Source organism: Pseudomonas sp. E315, assembly GCF_055406205.1.
In genome coordinates this window covers 22,401-47,788 of record NZ_JBUZPJ010000013.1, presented here as the reverse complement: position 1 = coordinate 47,788, position 25,388 = coordinate 22,401, and the positions used below count along the sequence as shown (strand labels likewise).

Sequence of the window (25,388 nt, the reverse complement as noted above, 5' to 3'; positions counted from 1 at the left end):
TGTATGAAGCGTAGTTCCGTAAAGGGGCACGTTGCGTGGGTGTGACGTTTAAAAAAGTGCTGCGCTGGGCGGGCGCAACCGGGGTGTTGGTGTGCGCGTTGGTGTGGCTGGCCGACCAAATCTGGCCATTGCCTTTACCCAAGGACGACTTGGCCCGCGTAGTGCTGGCCGAAGACGGCACGCCGCTGTGGCGTTTTGCCGATGCCAACGGAGTGTGGCGCTATCCGGTGCAAACGAGTGAGGTGTCGCCTTATTACCTTGAAGCGTTGCTGACCTACGAAGACCGTTGGTTCTTTCAGCACCCCGGTGTTAACCCGTTGGCGCTGGGCCGTGCGGCGTGGCAAAACCTGAGTGGTGGGCGTGTGCTGTCGGGGGGCAGCACGTTGTCGATGCAGGTCGCACGCTTGCTCGACCCCCATGAGCGTACCTTGCCCGGCAAGTTGCGCCAGTTGTGGCGTACTGCGCAGTTGGAATGGCATTTGTCTAAGGACCAGATTCTCAATCTGTACCTCAATCGCGCGCCGTTTGGTGGCACGCTACAAGGCGTTGCGGCCGCCAGTTGGGCTTATTTGGGCAAGTCGCCGCAGCAATTGACCCGCTCCGAAGCGGCGTTGTTGGCGGTGTTGCCGCAAGCGCCGAGTCGCTTGCGGCCTGACCGCCACCCGCAGCGTGCGCAAGTGGCACGTAACAAGGTGCTGCGCCGCTTGGCTGAGTATCAGGTGTGGCCGCAATCCGTTGTCGATGAAGCCTTGGAAGAACCCTTACTGCTGGCGCCACGCTTGGAGCCCAGCCTTGCACCCTTGCTGGCGCGGCGCTTGAATCGCCCCCACAGCCCACCGCTGATTCGTACTACTTTGGATGCCAACTTGCAGCGCCGTCTTGAAGACTTGCTGCTGGGTTGGCGCGCTCGTCTGCCCGATCACACCTCGGCTGCGATTGTGGTGGTCGAAACTGAAAACATGGCTGTGCGCGCTTATTTGGGCTCGGTAGACATCAACGATGCGCGACGCTTTGGCCATGTGGACATGATCAGCGCCCTGCGTTCACCGGGCTCGACCCTCAAACCGTTTTTGTACGGCATGGCGATGGATGCCGGGCTGATTCACTCCGAATCCCTGTTGCAGGACGTGCCACGACGCTATGGCGATTACCGGCCGGGCAACTTCTCGATGGGCTTTAGCGGCCCGGTGTCGGCCAGCGCTGCGTTGGCCACATCGCTTAACTTGCCGGCCGTGCAATTGCTTGAAGCCTACGGGCCTAAACGCTTTGCTGCGGACATGCGTAACGGCGGCGTACCGCTTAGCTTGCCTGCCTTGGCCGAGCCTAATTTGGCGTTGATTTTGGGCGGCGCGGGCAGCCGCTTAGAGGACTTGGTCAGCGGCTACAGCGCCTTGGCCCGTGAGGGTAAAAGCGCCAGTTTGCGCTTGCAACCACAAGACCCATTGCATGAACGGCGCATGCTGTCGCCGGGATCGGCGTGGGTCATCCGGCGCATTTTGAGTGGGCAAGCGCGCCCGGATCGTGACCCGCGTGCCGAGTTGGTGCAGCGCCCGTTGCTGGCGTGGAAGACCGGCACCAGTTATGGCTTTCGGGATGCGTTGGCCATTGGGGTTGGCCCGCGTTATTTGATCGGCGTGTGGATTGGCCGCCCGGATGGCACGCCGGTGCCGGGGCAATTTGGCCTGGCGTCGGCTGCACCACTGATGCTGCAAGTGCATGACGTGTTGACCAACCGTGATGCTCAGCGCGGCATTGTTGCCCCGCTGCAGCCAGTACCGGGCAATGTTGGGGTGGCAGCTATTTGCTGGCCTTTGGGCCAGCCGTTAAACAAGAACGATCCTAATTGTCGCCGTCAGCGTTTTGCCTGGACGCTGGATCACACCACGCCGCCGACCTTGCTCGCGGCGGATCAACCGCTGGGGGTGGGTTTGCGAGAAAACATCTGGGTCAATGACCAAGGCCTGCGTGTAAGCCCGCAATGCCCTGACGCTCAGGCCCGTGAAGTGGCCTTATGGCCTGCACCGCTTGAACCTTGGTTGCCACGCATTGAGCGGCGTGACTCGCGGTTGCCTAAGGCCTCCACCCAGTGCCCGCCCCCGGCACTGCATTCGGTCACACCGCTGTCGATTGTTGGTGTGCGCGATGGTGATCAACTGCGCAGGCCAGCGGCAAGCCAAGCGTGGCTGCGACTTAAGCTGTCAGCCTTGGGTGGGGACGGTCGCCGCTGGTGGTTCCTCAATGGTGCGCCGCTGGGTGAAAGCGCGCAGCAGGATGGGCTCAGCACCCATCTTAAACAGGCTGGACGTTACGAAATCAGCGTGCTGGACGAAGGCGGACAAACCGCACGGGTTGAGTTCAGCGTGGTGGAGTGAAACTCGCCCGGCGTTCCTGTTGAATTGCGCTTTTAGGGTTTGCGAAGACTGAGCCGCCTTCATTCGCGGCTACAAATTGTGGTTATAACTTTCGTGGAGCGCGCGAACTTGCGAGTTGTTGATGCTGTGCTTAATCGATTCATGCCGTGTTTTAAAGCCGTGAACTTTATTAAGTATTAATCCGAATGAACAAGGCGTACGCGCTTATATAAGGGGTTAATACCAAGTTGTGAATTGTTCGCTTAGACCCTTGGGGTTGTTATGTCTGCAACGGATGGAAGTATCTCTGACGTCAGAGCCGAGAACTTTCGAACTCAGGTGTAACAGGTGCAAGGAATTAATCATGAACACTCAACTGTGGTTAAAAACCAGTACAGCTTTATTTCTAGTTCTGACTGTCAGCTTGTCGGGTTGCAGCAGTGGTGGTGGCGGATCGAAAAGCCATGTGTCCGCAAGCACGCCCGATGACGGCACAGGTGGCGGAACCGATGGTGGCACAGACGGCGGAACTGGCGGTGGCACAGGCGGTGGAACTGGCGGTGGCACAGGCGGTGGAACTGGCGGTGGAACTGGCGGTGGCACAGGCGGTGGAACTGGCGGTGGCACAGGCGGTGGAACCGATGGCGGAACTGGTGGTGGCACAGGCGGCGGAACTGGCGGTGGCACAGGCGGCGGAACTGGTGGTGGCACAGGCGGCGGAACTGGTGGTGGCACAGGCGGCGGAACTGGCGGTGGCACAGGCGGCGGAACCGGTGGTGGCACAGGCGGCGGAACTGGCGGTGGCACAGGCGGTGGAACCGGTGGTGGCACAGGCGGCGGAACTGGCGGTGGCACAGGCGGTGGAACCGGTGGCGGAACCGGTGGCGGAACTGACGGTGGAACCGGCGCGGGCGTGACGCCATTAGTGACAGGTCAAGTCGTCGGGCAAATAGGCACTGCGTTGGGGGGTGTTGGCAGCACAGTCAGCGGTTTGGGTGACACCTTGAGCACGGTTCCCGTGGTTGGCGTGGCAGGTGGTTTGGTGACCAATACTGGCAACGCCGTTTCGTCTGTCACAACAGGCGTAACCGAAGGGCTGGGTTCGCTGGGCACCAATAAAGACTCATTAGGCATCACCGTGGCAGGTGTAACCAACGCCGTGAGTGATGTGGGTAAAGGCGTATCGTCGTTGGGTACGGGTGTCACGACTGTCCTCGACAGTACCCCGATCAGCCAAATTCCGATCGTGGGCGGCGTAACGGGCAAAGTAACGGACGTAGCAGGCGGGCTCGTGGACAAGGTGGGCACTACCGTGACCATGCTCGGCAACACGCTGACTGCGTCTACAACCACAGGGCCTTTGAGCAAAGTCACGGGCGGTGTGAATGACAAAGTGCTGGTACCAGTCATCTCATTGGTCGAAAACGTGACTGGCAAAGTGGGCACCACAACCGGTTTGGGCGCACCAGTGGACGGTGTTTTGAACAAGGTCGGCAGCGTCGTGGGAGGGCTGGGTGACAAAGTGGCAGCAACTGGCAACGGCAACCCCGTTACCAGCTTAGTGGGCGGTGTACTTAACGGCGTGGCCGGTGTGACTGACAAAGCGGGTGGTTATGTGAACCCGGCGCCTACCACCGGTGGTGGGACAGGCGGTACAGGTGGCAGCGGTGGCTTGCCAGGTATTGGCGGTGCGGGCTTGCTTGAAACCGTCGGTGGCGTGGTTAACGGCATCAGCACAGGTTTGGCAGCCGGGAGCACCAGCGCAGTGGTAGACGCGGCAGGTGCCAATGGCAATGCCATCGGTAATACCGTGGCATCCATCGGCGGCGCGCTGGGTGGCACGGGTGTAGCAAATAATGCGGCGGGCGCACCGCTGGCGGCCGTGACGACCACTGTAGGTGCGGCGTTGAACCCGGTCACCAGCGCGGTCACCACAGTCACACAAAACGTGGGCGCTGCCACAGGCCTTGGGGCTCCTGTAAGTGGACTGCTCAATCAAGTGGGCAGCGCGGTGAGCAGCGTCGGGGTAAAAGTTGATGCAGGCAGCGCTAATCCAGTGGTCAGCGCAGTCGGCCAAACCGTCAACACCGTGGGGGCAACGGTCGGTGCAGTGGGCGGTTTGTTGAACGGTGGCACTTCGGCAGGCAGCACCACTGGCGGTACTACTACGGGGGGCTTGGGTGGTTTGGGCGGGGTATTGGGTGGCCTGGGCAATCTGGGCAAGAAAAACTAACGAATTGCACCTGGCCAGTTCGACGGCCTCACCTACAGCGCCTACGCTTGGTTGAGACGAGAGATTCCGCTGAATCTCTCGTCTTTTTTTATGTGCAGGATGTAGGGCATTCACCCGGGTAGCCTCACTCAAAGATGACGCGCCCACCTCGTGACATTGCTGTTGTGGACCATGGAGCGTCATATGCGTACTTACGTACCTTTGTTGTGCTTAGTTTTAACCCCTTATGTCAGTGCCGAACCCCTTCCGCGTTACCTCAACAGCAACGACACCATGCAAACCTTGCCCACGCCTAACTTGCCGGTAGACGCCTATCGCCCGCAAAAATCTGCGTTGCAATTACCCAAGCCGGGCACTGCCCAGCCCCAGCCGTTGGAGATGGGAACCAAGCTGACGATTCGTAAGTTGCAGATAGAAGGCGGCACGATCTACCCGCTTAAAGAACTGGGCGAGGCCTATCAACCGCTGTTGGGGCATGAAATCACCTTGAGCCAGTTGATTGAGGCCACGCGCAGCATCACCCAGCGCTATCAGGCTGACGGCTACCTGTTGTCGTATGCCTTTTTGCCGCCACAAGACTTTGACCAAGGTTTGGTGCGCGTGGTGCTGGTTGAAGGGTACATCCGTGATTACCACGTGGATGGCGATGTGGGACGTGTAAAAGGTTTTATTGATGAGTTGGTCGACAAGCTCAAGGCCGAGCGCCCGCTGACCCGCAAAACCTTCGACCGCTACGCCACATTGATGGGCCGCTTGCCGGGTGTGACCTTACAAGCGCAAGTGCCACCGCCGGGCACCACCGACGGGGGTTCCACCATGCAAATTACTGCCAGCCGCAAACCTTTCACCACCAGCATGAGCCTGACCGAGGGCAGCCGCGACAGCACCCAGGCGCTGTTTGGTGTGAGCAGCAACTCGCAAACGGCAATGGCTGAACAGTTGAGCTTAAGCGGGTTGTTCCCGCCGGGTAACGACAAAGAGCATTACTACCGTATCGATTACAGCCAGTTCCTGAATGCGGAAGGCACGCAGTTGAGTTTGTACGGCGCACGTTATCGCAGTGATCCGGGCACCAACATTGCGACCAGTGACGGCTTTGAACTCAAGCCCCATCGCGAGAACGACCGGTTTTCGATTGGCGTCACGCATCCGTTGATTGCAGCGCCGAGCCAGTGGCTCAGCCTCGGCGCTCGGCTATATGGCGTTGATGACAACACGGACTACGAAGTGGTCGGCTACCCGCTGAGCATCACCGAAAAAACCAACGTGCGGGCACTGGCGTTTGAAGGCGACTGGCGCAAGTCCGACGCCAAGCAACTGCGCATTGTCAGCGCCGGGCTATACCAAGGTATCAACGGGCTGGGTGCTAAAAGCGAAACCAGCCTGACCAGCAACCATTACGACCTGGACTTCTTCCGGCTGCGTTTATCTGGCGTGCAGAGCGACACCTTTTTTGACAACTGGCAGGGCGTAGCGTCTGCCGCGTTGTACTGGAGTGACGACAGCCTGGCAGACAGTGAGCGTGCGGTTTTTGGCGGGCAAAACTTTGGCCGTGGCTACCCCGACGATCAAGCTTCCGGAGACAAAGGCTGGGGCGTGGCCTACGAAGTGAACTACAGCTTTAATCGTGACGGCGCATGGGTGAAATTGCTGCAACCTTACGTGGTGCTGGATCGGGCCAAAACCTGGTTCAACGAATTACCCTTGAGGGGATCGGACATGTCCTCGGCAGCAATGGGGCTGCGTTTTGGTGACAAGCGTTATTACAACATCGCCCTTGAAGTGGCCAAGCCCATGTCTGATATGGCACTGGACAGCTTCAATCGCCGACCGCGTTATACGCTGAGTTTTAGTTATCAGCTTTAGGTGGATCAATCTGCTGTTATTTGGCCTGCTTTGCAGGCCATCGCAGCCTTTGGCAGCTCGGATAGGCGTTAAGGCCCAACCAGCTGCAATCTAGGCTTTGGGAAGAGGTTGTTCAGGGTGTCGAGCAGGCGCACGTGGTAGATGGGTTTGCGAAACAAGTCCAGCACCTGCAAGCGCAGCAGGTCGCTGACGTCGTCCATGTCGGCGTGCCCCGAAATGACGATTACAGGCAGGTGTTGACGTAAGGTGTGTTCACGCAGGCGTTTGATCAGCGAGATGCCGCTTTCTTCTGGCATGCGCAGGTCAGTGATCACCAAGGCCACATCCGGATGTTTGGTGAGTTGTTGCAGGGCGACTTTGACTGAGGTCGCCGTGAAGCAACAAAAGCCTTCGCCCTCCAGCAGCTCGGCCAATTCCAGAAGTGCGTCCTCTTCGTCATCCACCAAAAGAAGCTGTTGCCGGGACGAAGAGGGGCTCATTTGAATGTCCTGTTACGCAAAAAATAGAGGTGTGGTTCTTTTTACGCTGTATGCGAGCACCTTCCTCTAGGATGCCGGTGCTGTTGCTGCGGTGCCCAAGCCCGTGGCAATTTTGTCGAACATGCTTTTGACCACGACCGAAAGAGGCGTCATAAACGTAACGATTACCACGGCACACATGCCCACGATAATTGCGTACTCAATGCCTGAGGCGCCTTCGGTGCGCTTTATAAACTGCTTGACCTGATGTGCGCAAAACACTTGGGTCGGCACATACACTTTCAGAACAGTATTTAAAAACATCTGACTTCTCCTTAGTGCGCCGAGGCGGGCACTGTGTAACGTTGGTGCTACATAATTCCCTTCTGCCACCACAGCATTGTCAACAAAGTACCAACCAACAACTGTAAGAAAGGACTAATCACAAAGTAGTAGTCAAATACTGAAATCGAAAAAGCCAAATAAATCAAAGGCGCTCGAATTAACTCCCAGAAATATTCGAGCCAGTAATGGCATTTTGTCCTACCTGCGCTACCTTCAAATAGCGAAATGGTTGCAACACCGCCAAGCGTTCATAGCTACCTGATTGCGAATGATTTTTTGTCTGCGGTACGCAGTGGGAAAGGATTGCTTTTATGAACAATCGACGCAGTTTTATTTTGGCCGCAGTCCTGTTTTTGGGAGCGATTGCTGCCGGTTATTGGGGGCTAGTGGTCACCCGGCAACAGCCGGTTGCAGCGGTGCCGGTGACCCAAGTGGTGGAGCAAAGTGTGGCCACTGTTGAGGATCAAACCCGCAAGCCCGTGGTGGTTTTAACCCGTGATGTTGCCCCTCATGTGGCCCTGACTGCCGAAGATTTGGCGCTGGAAAAATTACGCACAGTGCCTGCTGGCAGCCTTACCTCTATCGATCAAGCAGTAGGACGCACGCCGTGGCGTGCTTTAAATGCAGGTACTTGGCTCAACCAACAAAGCTTTGAAATCGGTGGCCCGCTGGCGCGCATGATTCGCCCTGACGAGCGAGCGTTGGCGGTGGCCATCGATGAAGTGACAGGCGCTGGCGGGCAACTGACCCCCGGCGATTACGTCGATATTTTGCTGTTTTTGCGCCAGGAAGCAGCCAACCCTGAGCAATCGGCTCAGGTGATATTGCCCGCTGTGCGCGTATTGAGCGTGGGGGATGAGCTGGGTTTGACCAGCGACGGCCAGCCGGTGAGCCCGCCGTTGAATGCTGAACAGGCGTTGCAGCAGACGCAGCGTCGGGCCAGCGCCCGCACGGCAGTGCTGGCGGTACCAGAGCCGCTGCTGAATCAATTGATGCTGGCAACCAATGCCGGCACTTTGCGTCTGGCTGTACGCAGTGCTCAAGAGCAGCGCTTGAGCAAATACTGGGCGGGCGAAGACGCGGCTTCGAGCAACCTCCAAACAGCCAAGCGCAGCCTGTATCAGTTCAACCAATTAGCAATGGCCGGCCCGATAAGAGCGCCTGTCAGTAGCAACCCTGGCGGTGCCCCTCGTGTGCGTGGCATTGAGATCATTCGGGGTAATCAAGCGGCGCCACAGCCGACCCAATAAAAATCCTGATCTGCAAGGAAGCCCAGCATGAGTCATCGTTGCGTGCCGCTGTTTAAACGAGCTGTCTGGACTCTGATGTTGAGCGGTTTACCTCTGGAAATGGCCTTCGCTGCGCCTGCCAATTGCGCGGCCCTTGGTCAATTGCCTGCGGTACTGGAAGTCGCCCAAGGGGCGCAGCAAGCCCTTGATTCGCCCGTCAGCATTACCCGCATTGCAGTGGGCGACCCGGCTATTGCGGATGTACACGCCAATGGCGACAGCGCTTTTCTACTCACCGGCATGGCGCCCGGCACCACCAGTTTGACGGTATGGACAGCGTGCTCGAAATCGCCACGTCAAAGCATGGTGTTTGTCAGAGGCAAGGCCACGGCCGGGTTCACTAGCACCTCATTAGCACCCTCTGAAGACCCAGAGTTGCCCAGCCAGGTACAAACCGATATTCGTTTTGTGGAAGTCAGCCGCACCAAACTTCAGGAGGCCAGCACCTCTATTTTTGGGGCCGGCAGTAACTTCTTGTTCGGGGGGCCGGGCACCATCATCAGCAATGCGGCGGGTGTGATCACCGGCGGCCTGCCAGCCGACAACAAAACCTTCAACATTGCCTTCGGAGGCGGGCGGGTCAAAGCCATGATCAACGCGCTGGAAGGCAGTGGTTTTGCCTATACCTTAGCGCGGCCTAGCCTGGTGGCACTGAGCGGGCAGAGTGCAAGCTTTTTGGCCGGCGGCGAAGTGCCGATTCCTGTGCCTAGCAGCGGCAGCGATAACGTGTCCATTGAGTACAAAGAGTTTGGTATTCGCCTCACGTTGACGCCGACCGTGGTGGGGCGAGATCGCATCTTGCTCAAGGTGGCGCCTGAAGTCAGTGAGCTGGACTACAACAGAGCGGTGACGATTGCCGGAACACAAGTGCCGGGTCTGACGGTTCGCCGTACCGATACCAGCATCTCGTTGGCCGATGGCGAGAGCTTTGTGATCAGTGGTCTGATCAGTACCACCAACAGTTCGCAGGTGGATAAGTTTCCAGGCTTGGGTGACATTCCGATTCTGGGGGCGTTTTTTCGCTCATCCAGCATCAGTCGCGAAGAGCGCGAACTGCTGATGATCGTGACCCCGCACTTGATTCAACCTTTGGCCGCCAATGCGCAATTGCCTTCGTTACCCGGCGAAAAACTGCGTAACTACGAGCCCAATTGGTATCGCCAGTACTTTCTCGAAAACGGCAACTTCAACCGCCGTAGCGGGTTATCGCAATGAGCCAGAACCTAAGTCAAACCTTCCTCGCGCTCACGCGTAACAACACTGACCTTGAGTGGTTGCAAGGTGCACTCGCGCCCTTGGGGCAAGTGGTGGGCGCGGGTAATAGCACGCTGGACGAGTTGCTGGCGCTGGTGGATGTGACCTTCGCCGGGCTGGTGTTTGTAGGGCTGGACCGCGAGAAGGTGGTGGCCCAGTGCGCATTGATCGAGGGCGCGCTAGAAGCCAAGCCGATGCTGGCGGTTGTGGCATTGGGTGATGGCATGGATAACCAGTTGGTGCTCAATGCAATGCGCGCCGGTGCCCGGGATTTTGTCGCCTACGGTTCGCGCTCCAGCGAGGTGGCGGGGCTGGTCAGGCGCTTAAGCAAACGTTTGCCAGCCGCCACGCCCAATGCTCAGTTGGGTGGTCTGACGGTGTTGTTTGGCGCGCAGTGCAACGCCGATGGCGCCTTGCTTGCCAGTCATTTAGGGCTGGTGGTGCAAAAAAGTGATCAACAAACCTTGCTGCTGGACTTGGGGTTGCCCCGTGGCGATAGCTTGGCGATGTTGGGCCTTGAAAGTTCGTTCTACTTTGGCGATGCCTTGCGCCATTTGCGGCGCCTCGACAGCACCTTGATCGACAGTGCATTCACCACGGCACCCGGCGGCTTGCGCATTTTGTCGTACAGCGACAGTGATGAGCCCCTTGAACAAACCAGTGCAGCCGAGTTGTACATGTTGCTCAGTTCTTTACGTCAGCACTTTCAACACATTGTGGTGAACCTCACGGGGCAGGCCGATAGCGAAGCCTTGCGCACGTTTGTCAGCCATTGCGACAAGTTGCTGTGGTACGCCGACCAAAGCGTGCTCGATTGTCAGCGCAACCTGACCATCCTCAATGCGTGGCGGGCCAAGGGCATGAAGCTTGAACATGCGCGCTTGCTGGTTGATCGCTACCTGCGCGGCGTGGCACCCGATGCCGATGCGCTGGCCAAGAGTTTTGGGCTTGAGGTGCTGACAACCTTCCCGTTGAGCGCCGAGTTACGGATGAATGCCAAAAATCAGGCCACCACCTTGTTCGAGCTGGCCCCGCGTGAACCGTTGAGCCAAGGCCTTAAAACCTTGGGCGAGCGACTGGCCAAGCGTTCGCAAGGGCTTGAGAAACCAAGCACAACCTGGTTAACACGCCTATTGGGGGCCAAATGAGCAGCGAAAAACTCTTTGGCTCGGGCCTGCAAGGTAAAGACGGCCCCGCCGGTCATGACGGCCTGAAACTGGTGCTGCATCGCTACATCATCGATGCCATCGAGGAAACAGGGCAAAACCTGCTGGAAGACTCACGCCACGCGTTGGCGCAATTTGTCACCGACAAAGTGGCGGAGTACGTGTCGCGTCTTCACTTGGCCATCTCACGCTATGAGATGGAGCGGCTGGCCGAAGAAATCGTCGATGAACTCACCGGTTTCGGCCCGCTTGAAGTGCTGCTGCGCGACCCGGCGGTGACAGAAATTCTGGTCAACGGCCCGCACCGGGTGTTTGTGGAGCGCGACGGCATCTTGCATCAAAGCGAGCTTCGTTTTATCGACGACCATCATGTTGAACGGGTTATGCAGCGCATTTTGGCGCCGTTGGGCCGACGCTTGGACGAGTCTTCGCCGATGGTCGATGCGCGGATGCCCGATGGCAGCCGAGTGAATGCCATCATCCCGCCGATTGCGCTGGATGGCCCGTGCCTGTCGATCCGAAAGTTTCGCAAGGACATGCTCAAAAGCACTGACTTGATGGCGATGCAAACCATCGATCAAGCGATCTTCGATTTTATTCAGGAGGCCGTGAGCAAGCGCTGCAACATATTGATCAGCGGCGGCACAGGCACGGGTAAAACCACGCTGCTCAATATCCTCAGCCAACTGATTAACCCTTACGAGCGGTTGGTCACCATCGAGGACGTGGCCGAGCTGCAACTGGGTCACCCGCACGTAGTGCGCCTGGAAACCCGGCCACCCAATGCCGAAGGGCACGGTGAAGTCAAAGCCAGCGACTTGATACGTAACGCCCTGCGGATGCGGCCCGACCGCATCATTCTTGGCGAAATTCGTGGCGTGGAAGTGCTCGACGTGTTGACGGCCATGAACACTGGTCACGACGGTTCAATGAGTACCGTGCACGCCAACAACGCGCAAGACGCCTTGCTGCGGCTGGAAACACTGGTGGGCCTCACAGGGCGCACGGTTGCTGAAAAGACCTTGCGCCAGATGATCTGCGCGGCGCTGGACGTGATCATTCAACTTACGCGTATGCCAGACGGGCGCCGATGCGTCAGTGAAGTGCTCGAAGTGGTCGGAGTACGGGACGATGTGTACGTCACCAACACCTTGTTTCGGTTAGATCGACGCAGCGGTTTTGGCTTTATGCGCGAAGCGCTCAACCCGGCAGGCGACAAGTTGCGTCGCGAGCCGATTGCCAATTCCTTCGGCTGAGGCGCCGCCCATGATCCCGGCCCTATTCCTGTTTTTGATCAGTGTGCTGATGTTGGGGCTGGCGTTGAGCATTATTTATCGAGCGTTGCGTGACCCGGCGAAGGGACGAGTCATGGATCGCTTAGCTCAGGGGCAGCCGCAACAAACCGGTAAAACAGCCGGGTTGGTTTGGCTCGATCGCGCGTTTTTGCAGGCGGGTTTGGGGCGGCCGTCGAAGCGTATTGGGCTGTGGCTGGGGTTGTGGTTGGTGGCGGTGGTCATGGGCGCGTTGCTCGGCGGGTGGTTGGCACTGTTGGCCTTGCTGGTATTGCCGCCGCTGTTGTTACGTCTGTTTGTGAGCTGGCGCTATTTGCGTCGAGTGAGGCGCATGGTCGAGCAACTGCCGCAGTTACTGGACCATTGTGTGCGCAGTCTTAAAGCCGGACGAACCTTGGCCGATGCGGTGCTGCACGCGATAGACGCGTCAAGCGACCCGCTTAAAACGGCCATCAGCCGGGTGTCACGCAATGTGCAGTTGGGCGTCAGTTTGCCCGAAGCGGTTCAGGACTTTGCCGAGCTGTATGAGCGTGATGAGTTTCGGTTGTTCGCCTTGGGTTTGAAGGTCAACCACCGCTATGGCGGCAATGCCAGCGAGCTGCTGGAAAACCTGATCGTGTTGATTCGAGAGCGCGAACAAGGTGCGCGCCAGCTCAAGGCCATGACCGGCGAAACGCGTATCACGGCGTTAGTGTTGGCGCTGTTGCCGTTGATTGTCGGTGGCTATTTTATGTTCACCAATCCTGCCTACCTGATCGGTGTGTGGAACGATAAGGGAGGCCAGCAATTGCTGCTGACGGCCTTTGCGATGCAGGTTGTTGGGTGCTTGGCCCTGTGGCGCATGGTTAGGAGCATCTGATGGCCTTAGTGATTTGTGTGTTTTTACTGCTGGGAGCGCTGGCGTTGGTGATTAACGCCGGGGTGCAGCGGCGGCTGCGTGAGCAACGGGTGGTGCAACGTCTGCAAGGTGAAAAAGCCGACTCACACAAGTTGCGCGGTTGGATGCGGGCTGTGGGTGACAGCAAATTTGGCCAGCGTTCGGTCAGCCTGGACACCGAAACCCAAACCCTGCTCAACCGTGTGGGGTGGCGCACGGCTAACCAGCGCTCGTTGTTTGCGGCGTTTCAAGTGGGCACGCCATTGGTGCTGGCGGGGTTGTCATTTTTGGGGCATGAGTTGTTTTTTCCGCACTCAGGCAATCTGCTCATTGTGTTGATATTTGCCTTAGCCATTGGCTACTTGTTGCCCAAACGTGTCTTGGCTTATGCCGCGAGCCAGCGCCAGACGCAGGTGGCGATTGAGGTGTCGACCTTTATTCCGTTGCTGCGCATTTTGTTTGAGTCAGGCATGGCGGTTGAGCAAGCGTTGCGCGTGCTGAGCCAGGATGCACGGCAATTGCTACCCATACTCACTGGCGAACTGCGTGTGCTGCTGGCTCGTGTGGACTCAGGGCTGGAGCTGACCCAAGAACTGAAAAAGACTGCGGCCTTGCTGGCGGTCGATGAATTCAATGACACCTGCGTGATTCTTCAACAACTGATTCAACAAGGTGGCGGTGCAATGAAGTCGTTGCAGGCGCTCAAAAACTTGCTCGATGACCGGCGCCTGACGCGCATGCAGGAATACATCTCAAAAATGTCGGCCAAAATGTCGGTAGTGATGATGTTGTTTTTGTTTCCTGCGTTATTGATTGTGTTGGCCGGGCCGAGTTTTATCGCGGTAGCACGAGCGTTTGACTTTTGATGGGGAGTATTTGCATGAAAGCTGTGATCGCCGCGTTTGGGCTGCTGATGCTGGGCGGCTGTGCAACAGGGGGCGCCAGTAACCCGCCGTGGTTGGCCCTGACTGACAACAGTTGCGCCAAGTTGAGTGGTGATCAGGAACTGTCGATGAACCTGGCAGACGACATGGCCAAAGAGGGCAAGCTGCACGCCAGTTTGGCCAACCTGCAAAGCCTGCCTCAGCGTTATGGCCAAGTGCAGTTGCGTAAGGCGCGGATCTATCGGCAACTAGGGCGCAGTGAGGCCGAGCCTTTGTATCGCGGTTTATTGGGCACATGCTTGGCCGCCGAAGGTGAGCATGGCTTGGGCCAACTGTCAGCGGGGCGTGGCGATAACGCGCAAGCGTTGGCGTACCTGGAGCGAGCCGCGCAAATGGCCCCCACCGATGACAAGATCCGCAACGATCTGGGCGTGGTGTACCTCAACTTGTTGCGCGTGGACGATGCTCGTTTTGAGTTCCTGACGGCGCTAGAGCTGAAGCAGGATGACTCATTGGCGGCGTTGAATTTGGTGACCTTGCTGATCTATCAAGACAACTGGAAGCAGGCCGCCGAACTGGTGTCACGTGCAGGGCTAACGCCTGAACAAGTGAGCGACGCTCAAGCGCGTGCTCACGCATTAAAAACCCCGGCCAAGGTGGCCAGCAATCAAGTGGCGGCGATCAAGTAATCGCGCGGGAGGCGGGTCATGAAACTCAAATTGCGTTGGAGCTTTTTGCTGTTGGTGTTGCCATTAAGTGCTTGGGCCATTGAGCCGGGGCCAGCCTCCAGATACCAACAAGAAACCGAAAACTGGCTACAGATTCAGGTCAGCGGCAAAGCCCGCTCGCCGGTGCCACAAGTGGCGACGTCTCAGGAGCGTGAGCAAAGTCTGCAACGTTGGTTAGACAGCTATAAGCACCCGATTCCGGAGTACTACAAACAGGACGAGGGCGGTAAAGCCAAGTCCAACTGAAGTGTTCACTGCCGGGTGGTGTAATGCTTAGGGCGGATGGTTTTTATGGCGTGTGTATATCCATTTCATGAGCCTCGGCTTTCTACGGGTTCCGCCCTGAGTTCGATCCCGCCCCGTGTGCACGCCGTGAAGGGAGACTTTTTGCTTACTTTTGAGGCGTTTGTCAAAAGTGAGCCGCCGTAAGGGTGGAACCCATAGAAAGCCGTGGCGTACCCAATGGATATGCCGTAAATCCAAAAGATCGCAGCCTGCGGCAGCTCCTACAGTCACCCTGCGCACAAGGGCTGGGCTTAATGCGCTCGGCCTTCCGAAGGGGCCTGTAGATCAAAAGCAAATTAAAAAATAACTGCTGCCACCCAATAGTCCAGACGACTCAAAAGCCCCTTGCCAGCCGGCCGAATGTAATCGTTGCGCAGTGGGAAGCCCGGCAGGAGCCGGGTTAGCGTTGTAGGGCATGGATGCCCGTACGACGCGGCCCACGGAGCGGCGATGGAATGAGGGAACCCGCAGCGCAGCAAGGGCCAATGGAGGGGCAAGGCTTTTTGCTTACTTTTGAGGCGTTTGTCAAAAGTGAGCCGCCGTAAGGGCGGAACTCGTAGAAAGCCTTGGCGCACCCAACGGATATGCCGTAAATCCAAAAGATCAAAAGATCGCAGCCTGCGGCAGCTCCTACAGTCATCCTGCGCACAAGGGCTGGGTTTAATGTGCTCGGCCTTCCGAAGGGGCCTGTAGATCAAAAGCAAATTAAAAATTAACGGCTGCCACCCAATAGTCCAGACGACTCAAAAGCCCCTTGCCAGCCGGCCGAATGTAATCGTTGCGCAGTGGGAAGCCCGGCAGGAGCCGGGTTAGCGTTGTAGGGCATGGATGCCCGTACGACGCGGCCCACGGAGCGGCGATGGAATGAGGGAACCCGCAGCGCAGCAAGGGCCAATGGAGGGGCAAGACTTTTTGCTTACTTTTGAGACGTTTGTCAAAAGTGAGCCGCCGTAAGGGCGGAACTCGTAGAAAGCCGTGGCGCACCCAACGGATATGCTGCAAATCCAAAAGATCAAAAGATCAAAAGATCAAAAGATCAAAAGATCAAAAGATCAAAAGATCGCAGCCTGCGGCAGCTCCTACAGTCATCCTTAATGCGCCGTCAGCCGATGCTGTTGAGCGCTGGCGCTGGGGGACAGCGCTAGCGCCAACTGCGTGCGGTTATTCATGTGGGTCAGGCGCAACACCTGTGACACATACAGCTTCACGGTGTTTTCAGTGATGCCCAGATCGCAGGCAATTTGGTAGTTGGTTTGACCTTTGCCCACCAGTCGCGCAACGGCCAGTTGGCGTGGCGAAAGCTGTTGAAAAATACCGGGCATCTTTGGGCACTGTTCGTCGTCCGCTGGCGCGCTGGCCGAGGTGTTGTCCGCGACTTGGGGCGGGCGTCGCACTAATTCCATGTCTTGATACAGCTCGTCGATAGACTCAGCCAAAAACTGTAGTTTTTGGTTCAGGTGGCCTAAGTGATCACTCTTTTGCCGCTCGCGCAAAATGGCTTCCTGACGTTGCAACCCTTCGAGCAGTTCATTCAGATCAACAGGCTTTTGGTAATAGTCAGCAATGCCGATGCGCAGCGCTTTGATCACGTCCTGTTTATCGGCTCGGCCTGTCAACAAGATGCATTCGAAGGCTCGTTGCTTGCCCGCGATTTTTTGCAACTGCTGGGCCAGCTCGATGCCATCCATTTCGGGCATGTGCAGATCGCACAGCACCAGGCCGATGAGTGGGTCTGCTGTAAATGACTCAATGGCCTGCCGGCTGGACTCACAAGGCACGCAACGGTAGCCACTGCTTTCCAGAAACTCACAGAGCTCTTCTACGATTAGCGGTTGGTCGTCAACCACGAGCACTTTTATTGGGGTGTTGGGCGTATTCACACGATTCTCCATCCTGAGTAACGCATCAGGAACAACGACCTCTCACTCATTTGAGGTGAGCCTGTTTAAACGTAGTCGTACTTTATGACTATGTACATGGCGTTAATCCTTTCTTCGGACTAGGTCAGGAGGAGCACGGTCAACGCAAAGCCACACAACAAAAAGGGTGCGAAGGGCAGTTTTTTTGACGGTTGATCGATATTGCCAAATGAATGGTGGCTAACTCGTTGATTGAACACGGGCGTTATTTTTGACGCGATCAGCATCCACATCACGGCGCACAACCCAGCGCCTATAAACGTGCCTAACACCATCAGACGATCGGTCGCCAGCGCGAGGGCGATCAGCAGTTTTACGTCACCTGCGCCCAGCTTGTTTAAGGCATAACCGGGCAAGGTTAAAACCAGCACAATCAACAAGGCCCAGCCCGCTTCAACGGCGCTGGCGCCGAGCCAGCTGTGACCGTTGAACACCAGATACAGCAACGCTAGAACGCTGCCACCTAAGGTCAACAGATTGGAGATCTGGCGTTGATAAAGGTCTTGCGCTGCACAAGCGGCAAACCAGATAAACAGGACAAGTAAATGCATCGCGTAATAAACGTCCCTTTTTGATGAATGATCCTATGCTGATACTACGTGTGGTTGTCAGGGTAGACGCAGTCATGAAAGTAGGCCTCCCTAGAAAGCAGAAAGGCGCCGCCGCGATTGAGTTCGCGCTGGTGTTCGTGATTTTTTTCGCGGTGCTGTACGGCGTGCTTAGCTACAGCTTGCCGATGTTGCTGATGCAGTCATTCAATCAGTCGACCGCAGAAGCCGTGCGCCGCAGTGTGGCGTTAGACCCAACGGTGTCGCCCAGCACTTACAAAGCCGATGTCGAGGCGCGTGCCCTTAGCGTGCTGACCGATCAACTGGCGTGGATGCCCAGTGCATTGAAATCCGGTGTGGTCAAAAAGGCCGTGTACGACGCCGGCGTATTGACCGTGACCGTGACCCTGCCCGCCACCGCGCTGGCAGCGATCACACCTGTGCTCTATTTGCCGGGTAATATCACGGTGCCACGTCTGCCCGCCACATTGTCGGCGCAGTCGAGCTTGCAGTTTTGATGTCGGGTGACGGTTTTTTGGGGCGCTTTCTAGGGCGGGCCAATCAGCCATTGGCGCCGCCTGAGAAGGCACAGTCTGCTTCGGGCGCATGCCTTCAGATACTGCTGAATCAACAAGGCGCGGTGCTGACTATCAGTGGCGCTAAAGGTTACGGCCTGGCAGTGGCCGTCAGCAATGAACAGCCGCGGCCTTTGCTTGATTACGTTGTGCCGGGCAGCACGCACGCGCTTGAAGGCGAGCCCGCCGATTGGGTGGGGCAAAGCCTTGATCTTGATTTCGTGTGCATTGGCCCGCGAGTGTTGCGCACCCGAGGCTGGATACAATTGCATCCCGATGGCTGGCTGTTGCAGGTGCTTGATATCAGCGATTTGCTGCATGAGCGTGAGTTGGGGCAGTACCGCGCGCAATGCCAGCAACTGACCCGGCGCGCCAGTGAGCAAATTCGTCAATGCAGCTCAACGCTGTTGCCTGAAGTGATGCGCGAGTCGTTACAGCAAATGGCCCAGCACTGGCAGGTGCCGTGTATGGCATTGGCGCTGGCGGATGAGTCGGCGTCGGGCTGGACACTCTACAACGCGTGGCATGCGCTCGATGCTCCCCAACTCTGGACGTGCGGCCAAACGCTGGGCAGTGGGCTGGGTAATCTCAGTGGGCATGTTCCTCATCGTCTGGTGCCCCAGTACCGCATAAATGACGCCACTGGGCTCAGCGGTTTGTTTGGTAATGCCGAAGGCTTTTTAGTGCCGTATAGCGATCAGCAAGGGCTATCGGCCTGGTTGTTGTTTGGTTTTTATTCGGCATCAGCGCGTGCGCCGTTAATGACCGACAGTGATTGGCTACAAGTCTGCGCTGCCTTGGCGCAGCCATTGCTGGCGCGTGCTCGGGCGCAGCGCCATGCCCAACAATGGGAGCGTATGGACGCCCTGCAAGGTCTGCTGGGCACGGGCTGGTGGGAATGGTTGCCCAGTAGTGAGCAACTGCAATTGGCCCCGCAATTGGCCCTCAGTTTGCTGCCCGATCATGAATCGCCCGTGCTCGCCCGTGAGTCTTGGCTGGCGCTGTTTCACCCGGCTGATCGTGATGAACTCAGTAGCCGTTTCAATGAACTGCTTGAACACGGCAAATCCCTGACGCTGTGTGTGCGCACGCTTGCAGTAGAAAACAGTACGCAGTGGTATCGGATTCAAGGCCAAGTCGTGGGCACGGGGGCGTCGCAGCGCATTGTGGGTTTTATGCTGGATGTCAGTGATATCAAAAACCAGCAGCTACAGGCGCAAGCGGCACATGCGCGGCTGGACAATTTGGTCGCCAGTTCACCTGCCGTGATTTACGTGCAGCGTTATGCAGAAGGGGCGTTACTGCCGACGTTTTTCAGTGACAGTTTGCAGCCCTTGCTGGGCTGGACGCTGGAGGCGTGCACCGGGCCTGCGCTGGTTGAGTGGATTCACCCCGATGACCGCGAGCATTATTTTGAGCGCACACGCCAACTGCTGCGTGTAGGTGCTGCGCGGGCGCGTTACCGCATGCGAGACCAGAAGGGCGATTACCACTGGTTGCTGGATGAGGCCAAGTTGTTGCGTGACAACCTAGGGCTGCCGGTCGAAGCCGTGGGGTTGTGGCTGGACGTTACCGAGGCGACGCAGGCGGCGCAGCGGATTAAACACAGCGAAGAGCGCTACCGCATTCTGGTCGAAGACTCCCCGGCCATGATTTGTCGTTACTTGCCCAACCTGACGCTGACCTTTGGCAACCAGCCGTTGGCCAATTACCTGGAGTGTTCGCCTGAGCAATTGCCCGGTATCAACTTGAGCAGTTGGCTGTCGGATGAGCAGCATCAAGCGTTTATGCAGCGCTTGGCCACATTGACCCCTGAGTTTCCTGTCAGCACGGCAGAAATCAGCCTGCAATTACCGGGGCGCGAGCATGCCTGGTGGGTGTGGTCGGACAGAGGTGTTTTTGATTCACAGGGCCACTTGCAGGAAGTGCAGGCCGTGGGGCGTGACAACACCGAAGTGCGCCGTGCCCAGCAGCAACTCACGCAAAGCGCCAAAATGGCCACCCTTGGCGAAATGGCCACGGGGCTGGCCCATGAGATCAACCAACCGCTGAACGTAATGCGCATGGCCATCGTCAACGTGCTCAAGCGCTTGAGCAATGGGGATGTGCAGATTGACTACCTGCAAGAAAAGCTCACTCGCATCGACGCTCAAGTTCAGCGTGCGGCAAAGGTGGTCGATCACATGCGAGTGTTTGGCCGTCGCTCTGAAATTGAACAGCAACTGTTCAACCCGGCCGAGGCACTGGAAGGCACCTTGTCTTTACTGAGTGAGGGCTTGCGCGGCAAAGGCGTAGACGTTCGTAGCCAAGGCATGGCCTGCAACGTTCATGTGCGTGGGCATGTTGATCAGCTGGAGCAAGTGTTGATCAACCTGCTGGTCAACGCCCGTGATGCACTGCTGAGCAAGCGTGAGGCTGATCGCGACCTGCAACCCTGGATCGAACTGAGTGCCCAAAGCGATGCAAATTGGGTACGACTGTGGGTGCAGGACAACGCAGGCGGCATCGACCCGCGTTTGCTGGAACGTATTTTTGAGCCCTTCTTTACCACCAAACCTGTGGGTGTCGGCACAGGCTTGGGGTTATCGGTCAGCTACGGAATTATCGACAACATGGGCGGGCGGCTCAGCGTCAGCAACACCGAGCACGGGGCCCGGTTTTGCGTGGAACTGCCAGTGGCCGCAGCAGCCGATCAAAGTACCAATTGAGCACGACCACCTTGATTGCAAGAGAGGTTGGCGCCGACTTCGGCGTTGCCCAAGCTAACCCCCAGAGCCGATAGCAAAGAGTTAAGTACGGGGTCGAGTAAAGGGGACAGCATGCCTTGTATGGCGGTGACTAAAAAACCTGAAATATCACTTAACAGGCCAACGACCCCCGCCAATGCGTCCGCCGCTATATTTCCGGTCTTTGGGTTGAACGCTGTTATCTGAACGCCATTGAGCGTGTTGCCAAGGCTGTAAAGGATGTCTTTTGTCGGCAGACTCTCGAAGTCAGTGGCCTCATTGATGTTGCGCAGTGCAGGTGCTTTATAAGGAATAACTCCAGAACGTGATCCGACTGAGGTTTGCACTTTTATGCTTAAGCTCCCTCCGCCTTCTATTTGCTCTGGCTTTAAAGGAAGACAGCCAAGTAGCAGTGAGCATTTGGGTGTGTCGATGCTTATTAGCTTAATGGGGTCTACATCAATGGTTGGCTTGGTGTTGTCATTGATGGAGGGCGCAGGTGTGCCAGCCGGGATCTTGCCGATACTGAGCTTGGCGAGTGATGTCGAAGCATTAACCGTGAGCGTTTTAGAGGCGTTGCTGGCGCAGCTGTAATCCGAGACATAGCTTTGCGCACTAGCGGCTTCCAGGTGAATGTCGAGGTCGGAGGCAATCCGCAGAGTGGTTTGATCGCAGTAAACGGCCAAGCACAACACGTCACTCAATACACCGAACAAGTTCAAGTGCAAAAGTTTGTTTACGACACTGGTGAGAGGGCTAAGTATATTTGAAAGCGCAGAGGTTATCTGAGACAAAGTCTTAAGCACGGGAATACTGATATTTACGTCAGTTCTAACTTGGGCGGTTCTGACAAATATTTTGTTAGGCCCCAGCGGGTCTTTCTTTGCCAGCGCAGGGTTGCCAACAACGGAGAGCTGAGGTGGCTCAATGACTTTTAGCTTTACACCAATAGTGGCTACAAACGGAATTGCGATGGTTGAGTCTACTGTCGCTGTGCTTTTGCCATTCGAAAGCTGAGCAAATGTTTGAAGCAGATCGTAAACCTTGAGTGTTGAATCCAATCCGGCACTGGGTGTTCCACTTTGGATATTCAAAATATCGCCTAGTTTAACGAGCTGAGTGTTACTGCTGATAAGGGCTATTTTTTTGAGACTGTTGACCGCAACGGTGGTTGCGCTTCCACCTTTTTCTAATACTGTGATGGCTGCATTGATGAGTTTAGTGGGCGTAACGTCAGCTTTTAGTAACTTGTCATAGTTACCAACATCAACACCTACATTGATTGCGAGTTGGTTGAGATAGCTAAGTAAATTGATATCAGTGCTTGCCAGCCCTTTCCACGAAGCAACATCAAGGTTTAGTGTTCCGCCCAATAGGCCACCAATAAGACCATTGAGAACGGTTGACTTGCTGCTATCGATGGTTCCCAGTGTGGTGCGGATTGTCAGCATCGCCAAGGGGGCACCGGCTGTAGCCCCCACTGCACTCGCGGTTAATTTCGTATTAAGGCCAAACCCGCCACCTGAGTACAAATTCCATATACCACCGGCGACGCTGGTAGGCACAACGGTGGTTGTAATCACCCGAATGGCTTCGGCTTTGTTGAGGTCGGCGCTGAAGGTGCGCAGTTTGTCGCTGCCGGTCACCAGCGTGCCGCAAGTGGTGCTCACCGTTTGGGTGCTACCGGGGGTGAAGGTATTACGGGTGGCGCTTTGGTTGGCATAACTGGCGGCGGTGGGCGTGCTGCCCAGGCATGTTCCCCCACGGCTGACAGCTTCCAGCGCTGCCATGTCGGCTACCCGTTGCAGCTTGCGCTGCTCCATATACAAACGGCCGCTGTCGACGACCAACAGCATAAATACCAGTACCAAACCCAACGTCAGGGCGGCCATTAAACCAATGGCCCCGCGTTGCTGGGTACGGCTGTTCAAGCGCATGCCACGCAGTTGGGGAGACATCGAGCACTCCTTTGCGGGCTACTGCCCAGCGCTAACTCTCCAAAGTTGAAATGGAGTGTAGTCAAGGGCCAAGGAGTGCGCTGGCGAGTTGCCAGCGCTGGCGACTGATGGCGTGGCGCAAGGTTATGTCTAACCGCTAGCGCGGATGTTTGACGTTACGGTGGCTGCGCCGCCGGACGTCGCCTCGTTCTACTCGGCAGCTGCTACGGAGTGCATTTTGTAGCAGCTGCCGAAGGCTACATCCGGTCGCGAGCACCCACACCAGCATGGCGCATCACTTCGGAGGGTAGGTGCTCAAGATCTTAGTCACGGCTTCGCGAATTACCGCGCTACGCTCAGCGGGCGTCGGGCTATTGTCGACGATCTTTTCAGCACTGCCGCGCCACACCAATTTGCCGCTTTTGGCATCCATCAAGTCGATTTGAAGGGTGCCCACCTGATACACGATATTGCGTGTTTCGTTGTACATCGGAGCGCCCCAATAGCCTTCCCACGGGCCACCCCAATAACCGCCACTCCAAGGTCCGCCCCACGGGCCTTGGTAGCCGTAGTTGGTCACCACTTGTTCTTGACGGTTGGCCACGATCAAGTAGGTTTGCACCAGCAAATCCGGCTTACTGCCCGCCGCGACCGGGCGCAGGCCGCGTTGATCCAGTTCACTGCTCACCGCCTGAAGAATTCGTTGTTCGGTCAGGTCACTTTTGAGCATTGGACTGTTGGGCCGGTATTGCAGAGCAGGGTCTTTGAAGGCCCAAGTTTTAAATGCGGCAAAATCAACAGCGGGGTTGTAATCGTGAGTGACCTGCATGGTTTCGCAGGCGCTGAGCAACAGGGCCAAGCCCAGTAATGCGATGCGACGTAGCATGATGAATTCTCCACTCCAACAATCTGTCTTAATGAGGAGGATAAGCCTGCGCTGCTTTGTTCAGTGATTCGCGCAAAGCGTCAGCGCGTTCACTCAGGCTGCCTTTGCTGCTGGTTTCTGCACTTGAACTCCACACCTGCTCACCGGTTTTGCCGTCATACAGATTGAGCCGCACCACCATCACTTCGACTTCATAGGTGCGCACGATCGGTACGGTGTTGTACATCCCGTAGCCGTTGCCATAACGCCCGTAACGGTCGCCATAGACACCTGCGTAACCGGCCCCATAACCATAGTCGTCCTGCACCTGTCGTAGACGTTTTTCTGTGTGTAAATCTGCACTCACCCACACATCAGGCGCACGGTTGGGTTGGGCAGGCCGCAAACCACGCTGATCCAGGGCGTTGCTCACCGCTTCGGCGATTTGTGCAGAGTCTGCCCAGCTCGACCCCACGGGCGTGCGGCCATTGAGCCAGCCCCAACTTTGGTAACGGCCATAATCGCGCGGCGGTGCCGGGTAGGCGCTCAAGTCCAGCGTATTGGCCGCTTGCGCCGGGGCCGCTGGCATCGGCATCGAGCTGGCGGTGTAAGGGTTGGGGCTTTGGCATGCCGCCAATCCGAGGCTTAAAACGACTAAAGCAATACGACCAGACATGGCGTGCTCCTCACGCGGGCGATTTAAATCGGGCGGCAGACCCAATGCAGATAACGCCCCAGCCCGGCAAAGGCGGGATGCCGACGATGAGCCAGCTCCATCTCAACCAGTGCGTCCAGTTCGGCGCGGGCCTGGAACTCAACCGGCATGTAGTCGTGAAACACCCGCACGCCACTTTGGGTATGGACGTGCCACATGCCTTCAAGCGCCGTCGCTAGCTCGCGAGGGTCCAGCGGTTGTTGCGGCGTGAGGCTTTGCTTTTCGCCTGCCATGTCGTTCTTGCGCATTTTGCGGAAGTGACCCTTAAGCAGGTTGCGATAAATCAAGGCGTCGCGGTTGTAAAACGCCAGCGACAGCCAGCCGTCCTTTGTGGTCAGTTGATGCAACACCGGCAAGATGGCGTGAGGCTCCGCGAGCCATTCGAGCACGGCGTGGCACAGCACCAGATCATAGGGTTCGGTTAATTGCCCCAGCAACTCTTGCCACGATGCTTGAATAAAGGTGCCGGTTTGGCCCGCATCGGCAAAGCGCTGGCGGGCGCCTTCGAGCATCGGTGCGGCGGGTTCGGCCAAGGTCACGTCATGCCCTTGCTCTGCCAGCCACAACGACATATGACCCAGCCCTGCGCCAATATCCAGCACGCGCAATGGGCGCTGCGGCAATGACTCTTTGAGGTCGGCTTGAAGCACTGCCAAACGAATGGCGCCTTTGGCTCCACCGTAAATTTTTTCGGCGAAACGAGTGGCCAGTTGATCGAAGTGACGGTCGCTCATGAGGTGAAACGCCTTTCGTTGTCGGCCAACTTGCTGCGCACCACTTCGTTCATGTCTAGCCCCAACTCGCTGCATAACAGCAGCAGGTACAGCACCACATCGCCAATTTCCTGGCCTGCGTGGGCCAGTTTGTCAGCGGGGAGTTGGCGGGATTGGTCTTCACTTAACCATTGGAAAATTTCGACCAGCTCGGCCATTTCGACACTGGCAGCCATCGCCAGGTTTTTGGGGCTGTGAAATTGTTTCCAGTCGTTATTATCGCGGATGCGATGCATGCGTTGTGTGAGTTCGTCGAGGTTCATCGGGGCTGTGCTCTCCAGAAGGGGCAAAGCTTGCGACTG

Annotated in this window: 22 protein-coding genes; 13 read left to right on the top strand and 9 right to left on the bottom strand. The window is 57.1% G+C overall.

What is annotated here, in order from left to right:
- The first annotated feature begins 56 nt into the window (after positions 1-56).
- The 3 genes from pbpC (at position 57) to ACZRJQ_RS17370 (ending at position 6,450) form a co-directional block, all read left to right on the top strand.
- Entirely contained in the window at positions 57-2,372 is a 2,316-nt protein-coding gene (gene pbpC, locus ACZRJQ_RS17380) for a peptidoglycan glycosyltransferase PbpC (protein ID WP_463979641.1), read from the top strand.
- 343 nt (positions 2,373-2,715) lie between these two features.
- On the top strand, positions 2,716-4,584 hold the full coding sequence (locus ACZRJQ_RS17375; protein ID WP_463979562.1) for a collagen-like triple helix repeat-containing protein: 1,869 nt from the start codon (positions 2,716-2,718) through the stop codon (positions 4,582-4,584).
- A 183-nt stretch (positions 4,585-4,767) separates the two neighbouring features.
- Positions 4,768-6,450, top strand: coding sequence for a ShlB/FhaC/HecB family hemolysin secretion/activation protein (locus ACZRJQ_RS17370; RefSeq protein WP_463979561.1), 1,683 nt, complete (start codon positions 4,768-4,770; stop codon positions 6,448-6,450).
- A 68-nt stretch (positions 6,451-6,518) separates the two neighbouring features.
- Here the strand turns inward: ACZRJQ_RS17370 and ACZRJQ_RS17365 are convergent, their stop codons facing one another.
- Entirely contained in the window at positions 6,519-6,929 is a 411-nt protein-coding gene (locus ACZRJQ_RS17365; protein ID WP_463979560.1) for a response regulator, read from the bottom strand.
- A 66-nt stretch (positions 6,930-6,995) separates the two neighbouring features.
- Positions 6,996-7,232, bottom strand: coding sequence for a Flp family type IVb pilin (locus tag ACZRJQ_RS17360; protein ID WP_463979559.1), 237 nt, complete (start codon positions 7,230-7,232; stop codon positions 6,996-6,998).
- Positions 7,233-7,564: 332 nt separating this feature from the next.
- On the opposite strand from ACZRJQ_RS17360, the gene cpaB reads away from it, so the two are divergent.
- The 8 genes from cpaB to ACZRJQ_RS17320 are packed head-to-tail and all read left to right on the top strand — an operon-like array spanning position 7,565 to position 14,989.
- Positions 7,565-8,503 carry a Flp pilus assembly protein CpaB gene (gene cpaB / locus ACZRJQ_RS17355; protein ID WP_463979558.1) on the top strand — a complete coding sequence of 313 codons (939 nt, stop codon included), beginning with the start codon at positions 7,565-7,567 and terminating at the stop codon, positions 8,501-8,503.
- Between the two features lie 27 nt (positions 8,504-8,530).
- A complete protein-coding gene (locus ACZRJQ_RS17350; protein ID WP_463979557.1) occupies positions 8,531-9,757 on the top strand; it encodes a type II and III secretion system protein family protein in 1,227 nt (408 codons plus the stop codon).
- A complete protein-coding gene (locus ACZRJQ_RS17345) occupies positions 9,754-10,944 on the top strand; it encodes a pilus assembly protein (RefSeq protein WP_463979556.1) in 1,191 nt (396 codons plus the stop codon). The genes ACZRJQ_RS17350 and ACZRJQ_RS17345 overlap by 4 nt, the downstream gene beginning before the upstream one ends.
- A complete protein-coding gene (locus ACZRJQ_RS17340; RefSeq protein ID WP_463979555.1) occupies positions 10,941-12,218 on the top strand; it encodes a CpaF family protein in 1,278 nt (425 codons plus the stop codon). The genes ACZRJQ_RS17345 and ACZRJQ_RS17340 overlap by 4 nt, the downstream gene beginning before the upstream one ends.
- Positions 12,219-12,228: 10 nt before the next feature.
- Positions 12,229-13,113 (top strand): type II secretion system F family protein, encoded by an 885-nt coding sequence (locus ACZRJQ_RS17335; protein WP_463979554.1) that lies wholly within the window; start codon positions 12,229-12,231, stop codon positions 13,111-13,113.
- The gene (locus ACZRJQ_RS17330) at positions 13,113-13,997 is read left to right on the top strand and encodes a type II secretion system F family protein (protein WP_463979553.1); all 885 of its coding nucleotides are present in this window, start codon (positions 13,113-13,115) and stop codon (positions 13,995-13,997) included. Before ACZRJQ_RS17335 ends, ACZRJQ_RS17330 begins: the two co-directional genes overlap by 1 nt.
- Positions 13,998-14,011: 14 nt before the next feature.
- Positions 14,012-14,704 carry a tetratricopeptide repeat protein gene (locus ACZRJQ_RS17325; RefSeq protein ID WP_463979552.1) on the top strand — a complete coding sequence of 231 codons (693 nt, stop codon included), beginning with the start codon at positions 14,012-14,014 and terminating at the stop codon, positions 14,702-14,704.
- Positions 14,705-14,722: 18 nt separating this feature from the next.
- On the top strand, positions 14,723-14,989 hold the full coding sequence (locus ACZRJQ_RS17320) for a DUF3613 domain-containing protein (RefSeq protein WP_463979551.1): 267 nt from the start codon (positions 14,723-14,725) through the stop codon (positions 14,987-14,989).
- A gap of 1,130 nt (positions 14,990-16,119) precedes the next feature.
- On the opposite strand, the gene ACZRJQ_RS17315 is transcribed toward ACZRJQ_RS17320, so the two are convergent.
- Both ACZRJQ_RS17315 and ACZRJQ_RS17310 read right to left on the bottom strand, forming a co-directional pair.
- Positions 16,120-16,920 carry a response regulator transcription factor gene (locus ACZRJQ_RS17315; protein WP_463979550.1) on the bottom strand — a complete coding sequence of 267 codons (801 nt, stop codon included), beginning with the start codon at positions 16,918-16,920 and terminating at the stop codon, positions 16,120-16,122.
- 107 nt (positions 16,921-17,027) lie between these two features.
- On the bottom strand, positions 17,028-17,498 hold the full coding sequence (locus ACZRJQ_RS17310) for a prepilin peptidase (RefSeq protein WP_463979549.1): 471 nt from the start codon (positions 17,496-17,498) through the stop codon (positions 17,028-17,030).
- A 74-nt stretch (positions 17,499-17,572) separates the two neighbouring features.
- Here ACZRJQ_RS17310 and ACZRJQ_RS17305 point away from each other — a divergent pair, with 74 nt between their 5' ends.
- Both ACZRJQ_RS17305 and ACZRJQ_RS17300 read left to right on the top strand, forming a co-directional pair.
- Positions 17,573-18,013 (top strand): TadE/TadG family type IV pilus assembly protein, encoded by a 441-nt coding sequence (locus ACZRJQ_RS17305; RefSeq protein ID WP_463979548.1) that lies wholly within the window; start codon positions 17,573-17,575, stop codon positions 18,011-18,013.
- On the top strand, positions 18,010-20,778 hold the full coding sequence (locus tag ACZRJQ_RS17300) for an ATP-binding protein (protein ID WP_463979547.1): 2,769 nt from the start codon (positions 18,010-18,012) through the stop codon (positions 20,776-20,778). The genes ACZRJQ_RS17305 and ACZRJQ_RS17300 overlap by 4 nt, the downstream gene beginning before the upstream one ends.
- Here ACZRJQ_RS17300 and ACZRJQ_RS17295 read toward each other — a convergent pair.
- The 5 genes from ACZRJQ_RS17295 to ACZRJQ_RS17275 form a co-directional block, all read right to left on the bottom strand.
- Positions 20,763-22,754, bottom strand: coding sequence for a pilus assembly protein TadG-related protein (locus ACZRJQ_RS17295; RefSeq protein ID WP_463979546.1), 1,992 nt, complete (start codon positions 22,752-22,754; stop codon positions 20,763-20,765). The genes ACZRJQ_RS17300 and ACZRJQ_RS17295 overlap by 16 nt on opposite strands.
- Before the next feature lie 274 nt (positions 22,755-23,028).
- Positions 23,029-23,619, bottom strand: coding sequence for a DUF4136 domain-containing protein (locus ACZRJQ_RS17290; protein WP_463979545.1), 591 nt, complete (start codon positions 23,617-23,619; stop codon positions 23,029-23,031).
- Positions 23,620-23,647: 28 nt separating this feature from the next.
- Positions 23,648-24,274, bottom strand: a complete 627-nt coding sequence (locus ACZRJQ_RS17285; protein ID WP_463979544.1) for a DUF4136 domain-containing protein — start codon at positions 24,272-24,274, stop codon at positions 23,648-23,650.
- A gap of 23 nt (positions 24,275-24,297) precedes the next feature.
- Positions 24,298-25,047: a methyltransferase gene (locus ACZRJQ_RS17280; RefSeq protein WP_463979543.1), complete on the bottom strand. Its 750-nt coding sequence runs from the start codon at positions 25,045-25,047 to the stop codon at positions 24,298-24,300.
- Entirely contained in the window at positions 25,044-25,349 is a 306-nt protein-coding gene (locus ACZRJQ_RS17275; RefSeq protein WP_463979542.1) for a nucleotide pyrophosphohydrolase, read from the bottom strand. The genes ACZRJQ_RS17280 and ACZRJQ_RS17275 overlap by 4 nt, the downstream gene beginning before the upstream one ends.
- Between the last annotated feature and the right edge of the window lie 39 nt (positions 25,350-25,388).

What these genes read in the sequence shown, in the direction of transcription:
- ACZRJQ_RS17375 (WP_463979562.1), top strand. Translation starts at nt 2,716, where the DNA reads ATGAACACTCAACTGTGGTTAAAAACCAGTACAGCTTTATTTCTAGTT.
- ACZRJQ_RS17370 (WP_463979561.1), top strand. Translation starts at nt 4,768, where the DNA reads ATGCGTACTTACGTACCTTTGTTGTGCTTAGTTTTAACCCCTTATGTC.
- ACZRJQ_RS17365 (WP_463979560.1), bottom strand. Translation starts at nt 6,929, where the DNA reads ATGAGCCCCTCTTCGTCCCGGCAACAGCTTCTTTTGGTGGATGACGAA.
- ACZRJQ_RS17360 (WP_463979559.1), bottom strand. Translation starts at nt 7,232, where the DNA reads ATGTTTTTAAATACTGTTCTGAAAGTGTATGTGCCGACCCAAGTGTTT.
- cpaB (WP_463979558.1), top strand. Translation starts at nt 7,565, where the DNA reads ATGAACAATCGACGCAGTTTTATTTTGGCCGCAGTCCTGTTTTTGGGA.
- ACZRJQ_RS17350 (WP_463979557.1), top strand. Translation starts at nt 8,531, where the DNA reads ATGAGTCATCGTTGCGTGCCGCTGTTTAAACGAGCTGTCTGGACTCTG.
- ACZRJQ_RS17345 (WP_463979556.1), top strand. Translation starts at nt 9,754, where the DNA reads ATGAGCCAGAACCTAAGTCAAACCTTCCTCGCGCTCACGCGTAACAAC.
- ACZRJQ_RS17340 (WP_463979555.1), top strand. Translation starts at nt 10,941, where the DNA reads ATGAGCAGCGAAAAACTCTTTGGCTCGGGCCTGCAAGGTAAAGACGGC.
- ACZRJQ_RS17335 (WP_463979554.1), top strand. Translation starts at nt 12,229, where the DNA reads ATGATCCCGGCCCTATTCCTGTTTTTGATCAGTGTGCTGATGTTGGGG.
- ACZRJQ_RS17330 (WP_463979553.1), top strand. Translation starts at nt 13,113, where the DNA reads ATGGCCTTAGTGATTTGTGTGTTTTTACTGCTGGGAGCGCTGGCGTTG.
- ACZRJQ_RS17325 (WP_463979552.1), top strand. Translation starts at nt 14,012, where the DNA reads ATGAAAGCTGTGATCGCCGCGTTTGGGCTGCTGATGCTGGGCGGCTGT.
- ACZRJQ_RS17320 (WP_463979551.1), top strand. Translation starts at nt 14,723, where the DNA reads ATGAAACTCAAATTGCGTTGGAGCTTTTTGCTGTTGGTGTTGCCATTA.
- ACZRJQ_RS17315 (WP_463979550.1), bottom strand. Translation starts at nt 16,920, where the DNA reads ATGGAGAATCGTGTGAATACGCCCAACACCCCAATAAAAGTGCTCGTG.
- ACZRJQ_RS17310 (WP_463979549.1), bottom strand. Translation starts at nt 17,498, where the DNA reads ATGCATTTACTTGTCCTGTTTATCTGGTTTGCCGCTTGTGCAGCGCAA.
- ACZRJQ_RS17305 (WP_463979548.1), top strand. Translation starts at nt 17,573, where the DNA reads ATGAAAGTAGGCCTCCCTAGAAAGCAGAAAGGCGCCGCCGCGATTGAG.
- ACZRJQ_RS17295 (WP_463979546.1), bottom strand. Translation starts at nt 22,754, where the DNA reads ATGTCTCCCCAACTGCGTGGCATGCGCTTGAACAGCCGTACCCAGCAA.
- ACZRJQ_RS17290 (WP_463979545.1), bottom strand. Translation starts at nt 23,619, where the DNA reads ATGCTACGTCGCATCGCATTACTGGGCTTGGCCCTGTTGCTCAGCGCC.
- ACZRJQ_RS17285 (WP_463979544.1), bottom strand. Translation starts at nt 24,274, where the DNA reads ATGTCTGGTCGTATTGCTTTAGTCGTTTTAAGCCTCGGATTGGCGGCA.
- ACZRJQ_RS17280 (WP_463979543.1), bottom strand. Translation starts at nt 25,047, where the DNA reads ATGAGCGACCGTCACTTCGATCAACTGGCCACTCGTTTCGCCGAAAAA.
- ACZRJQ_RS17275 (WP_463979542.1), bottom strand. Translation starts at nt 25,349, where the DNA reads ATGAACCTCGACGAACTCACACAACGCATGCATCGCATCCGCGATAAT.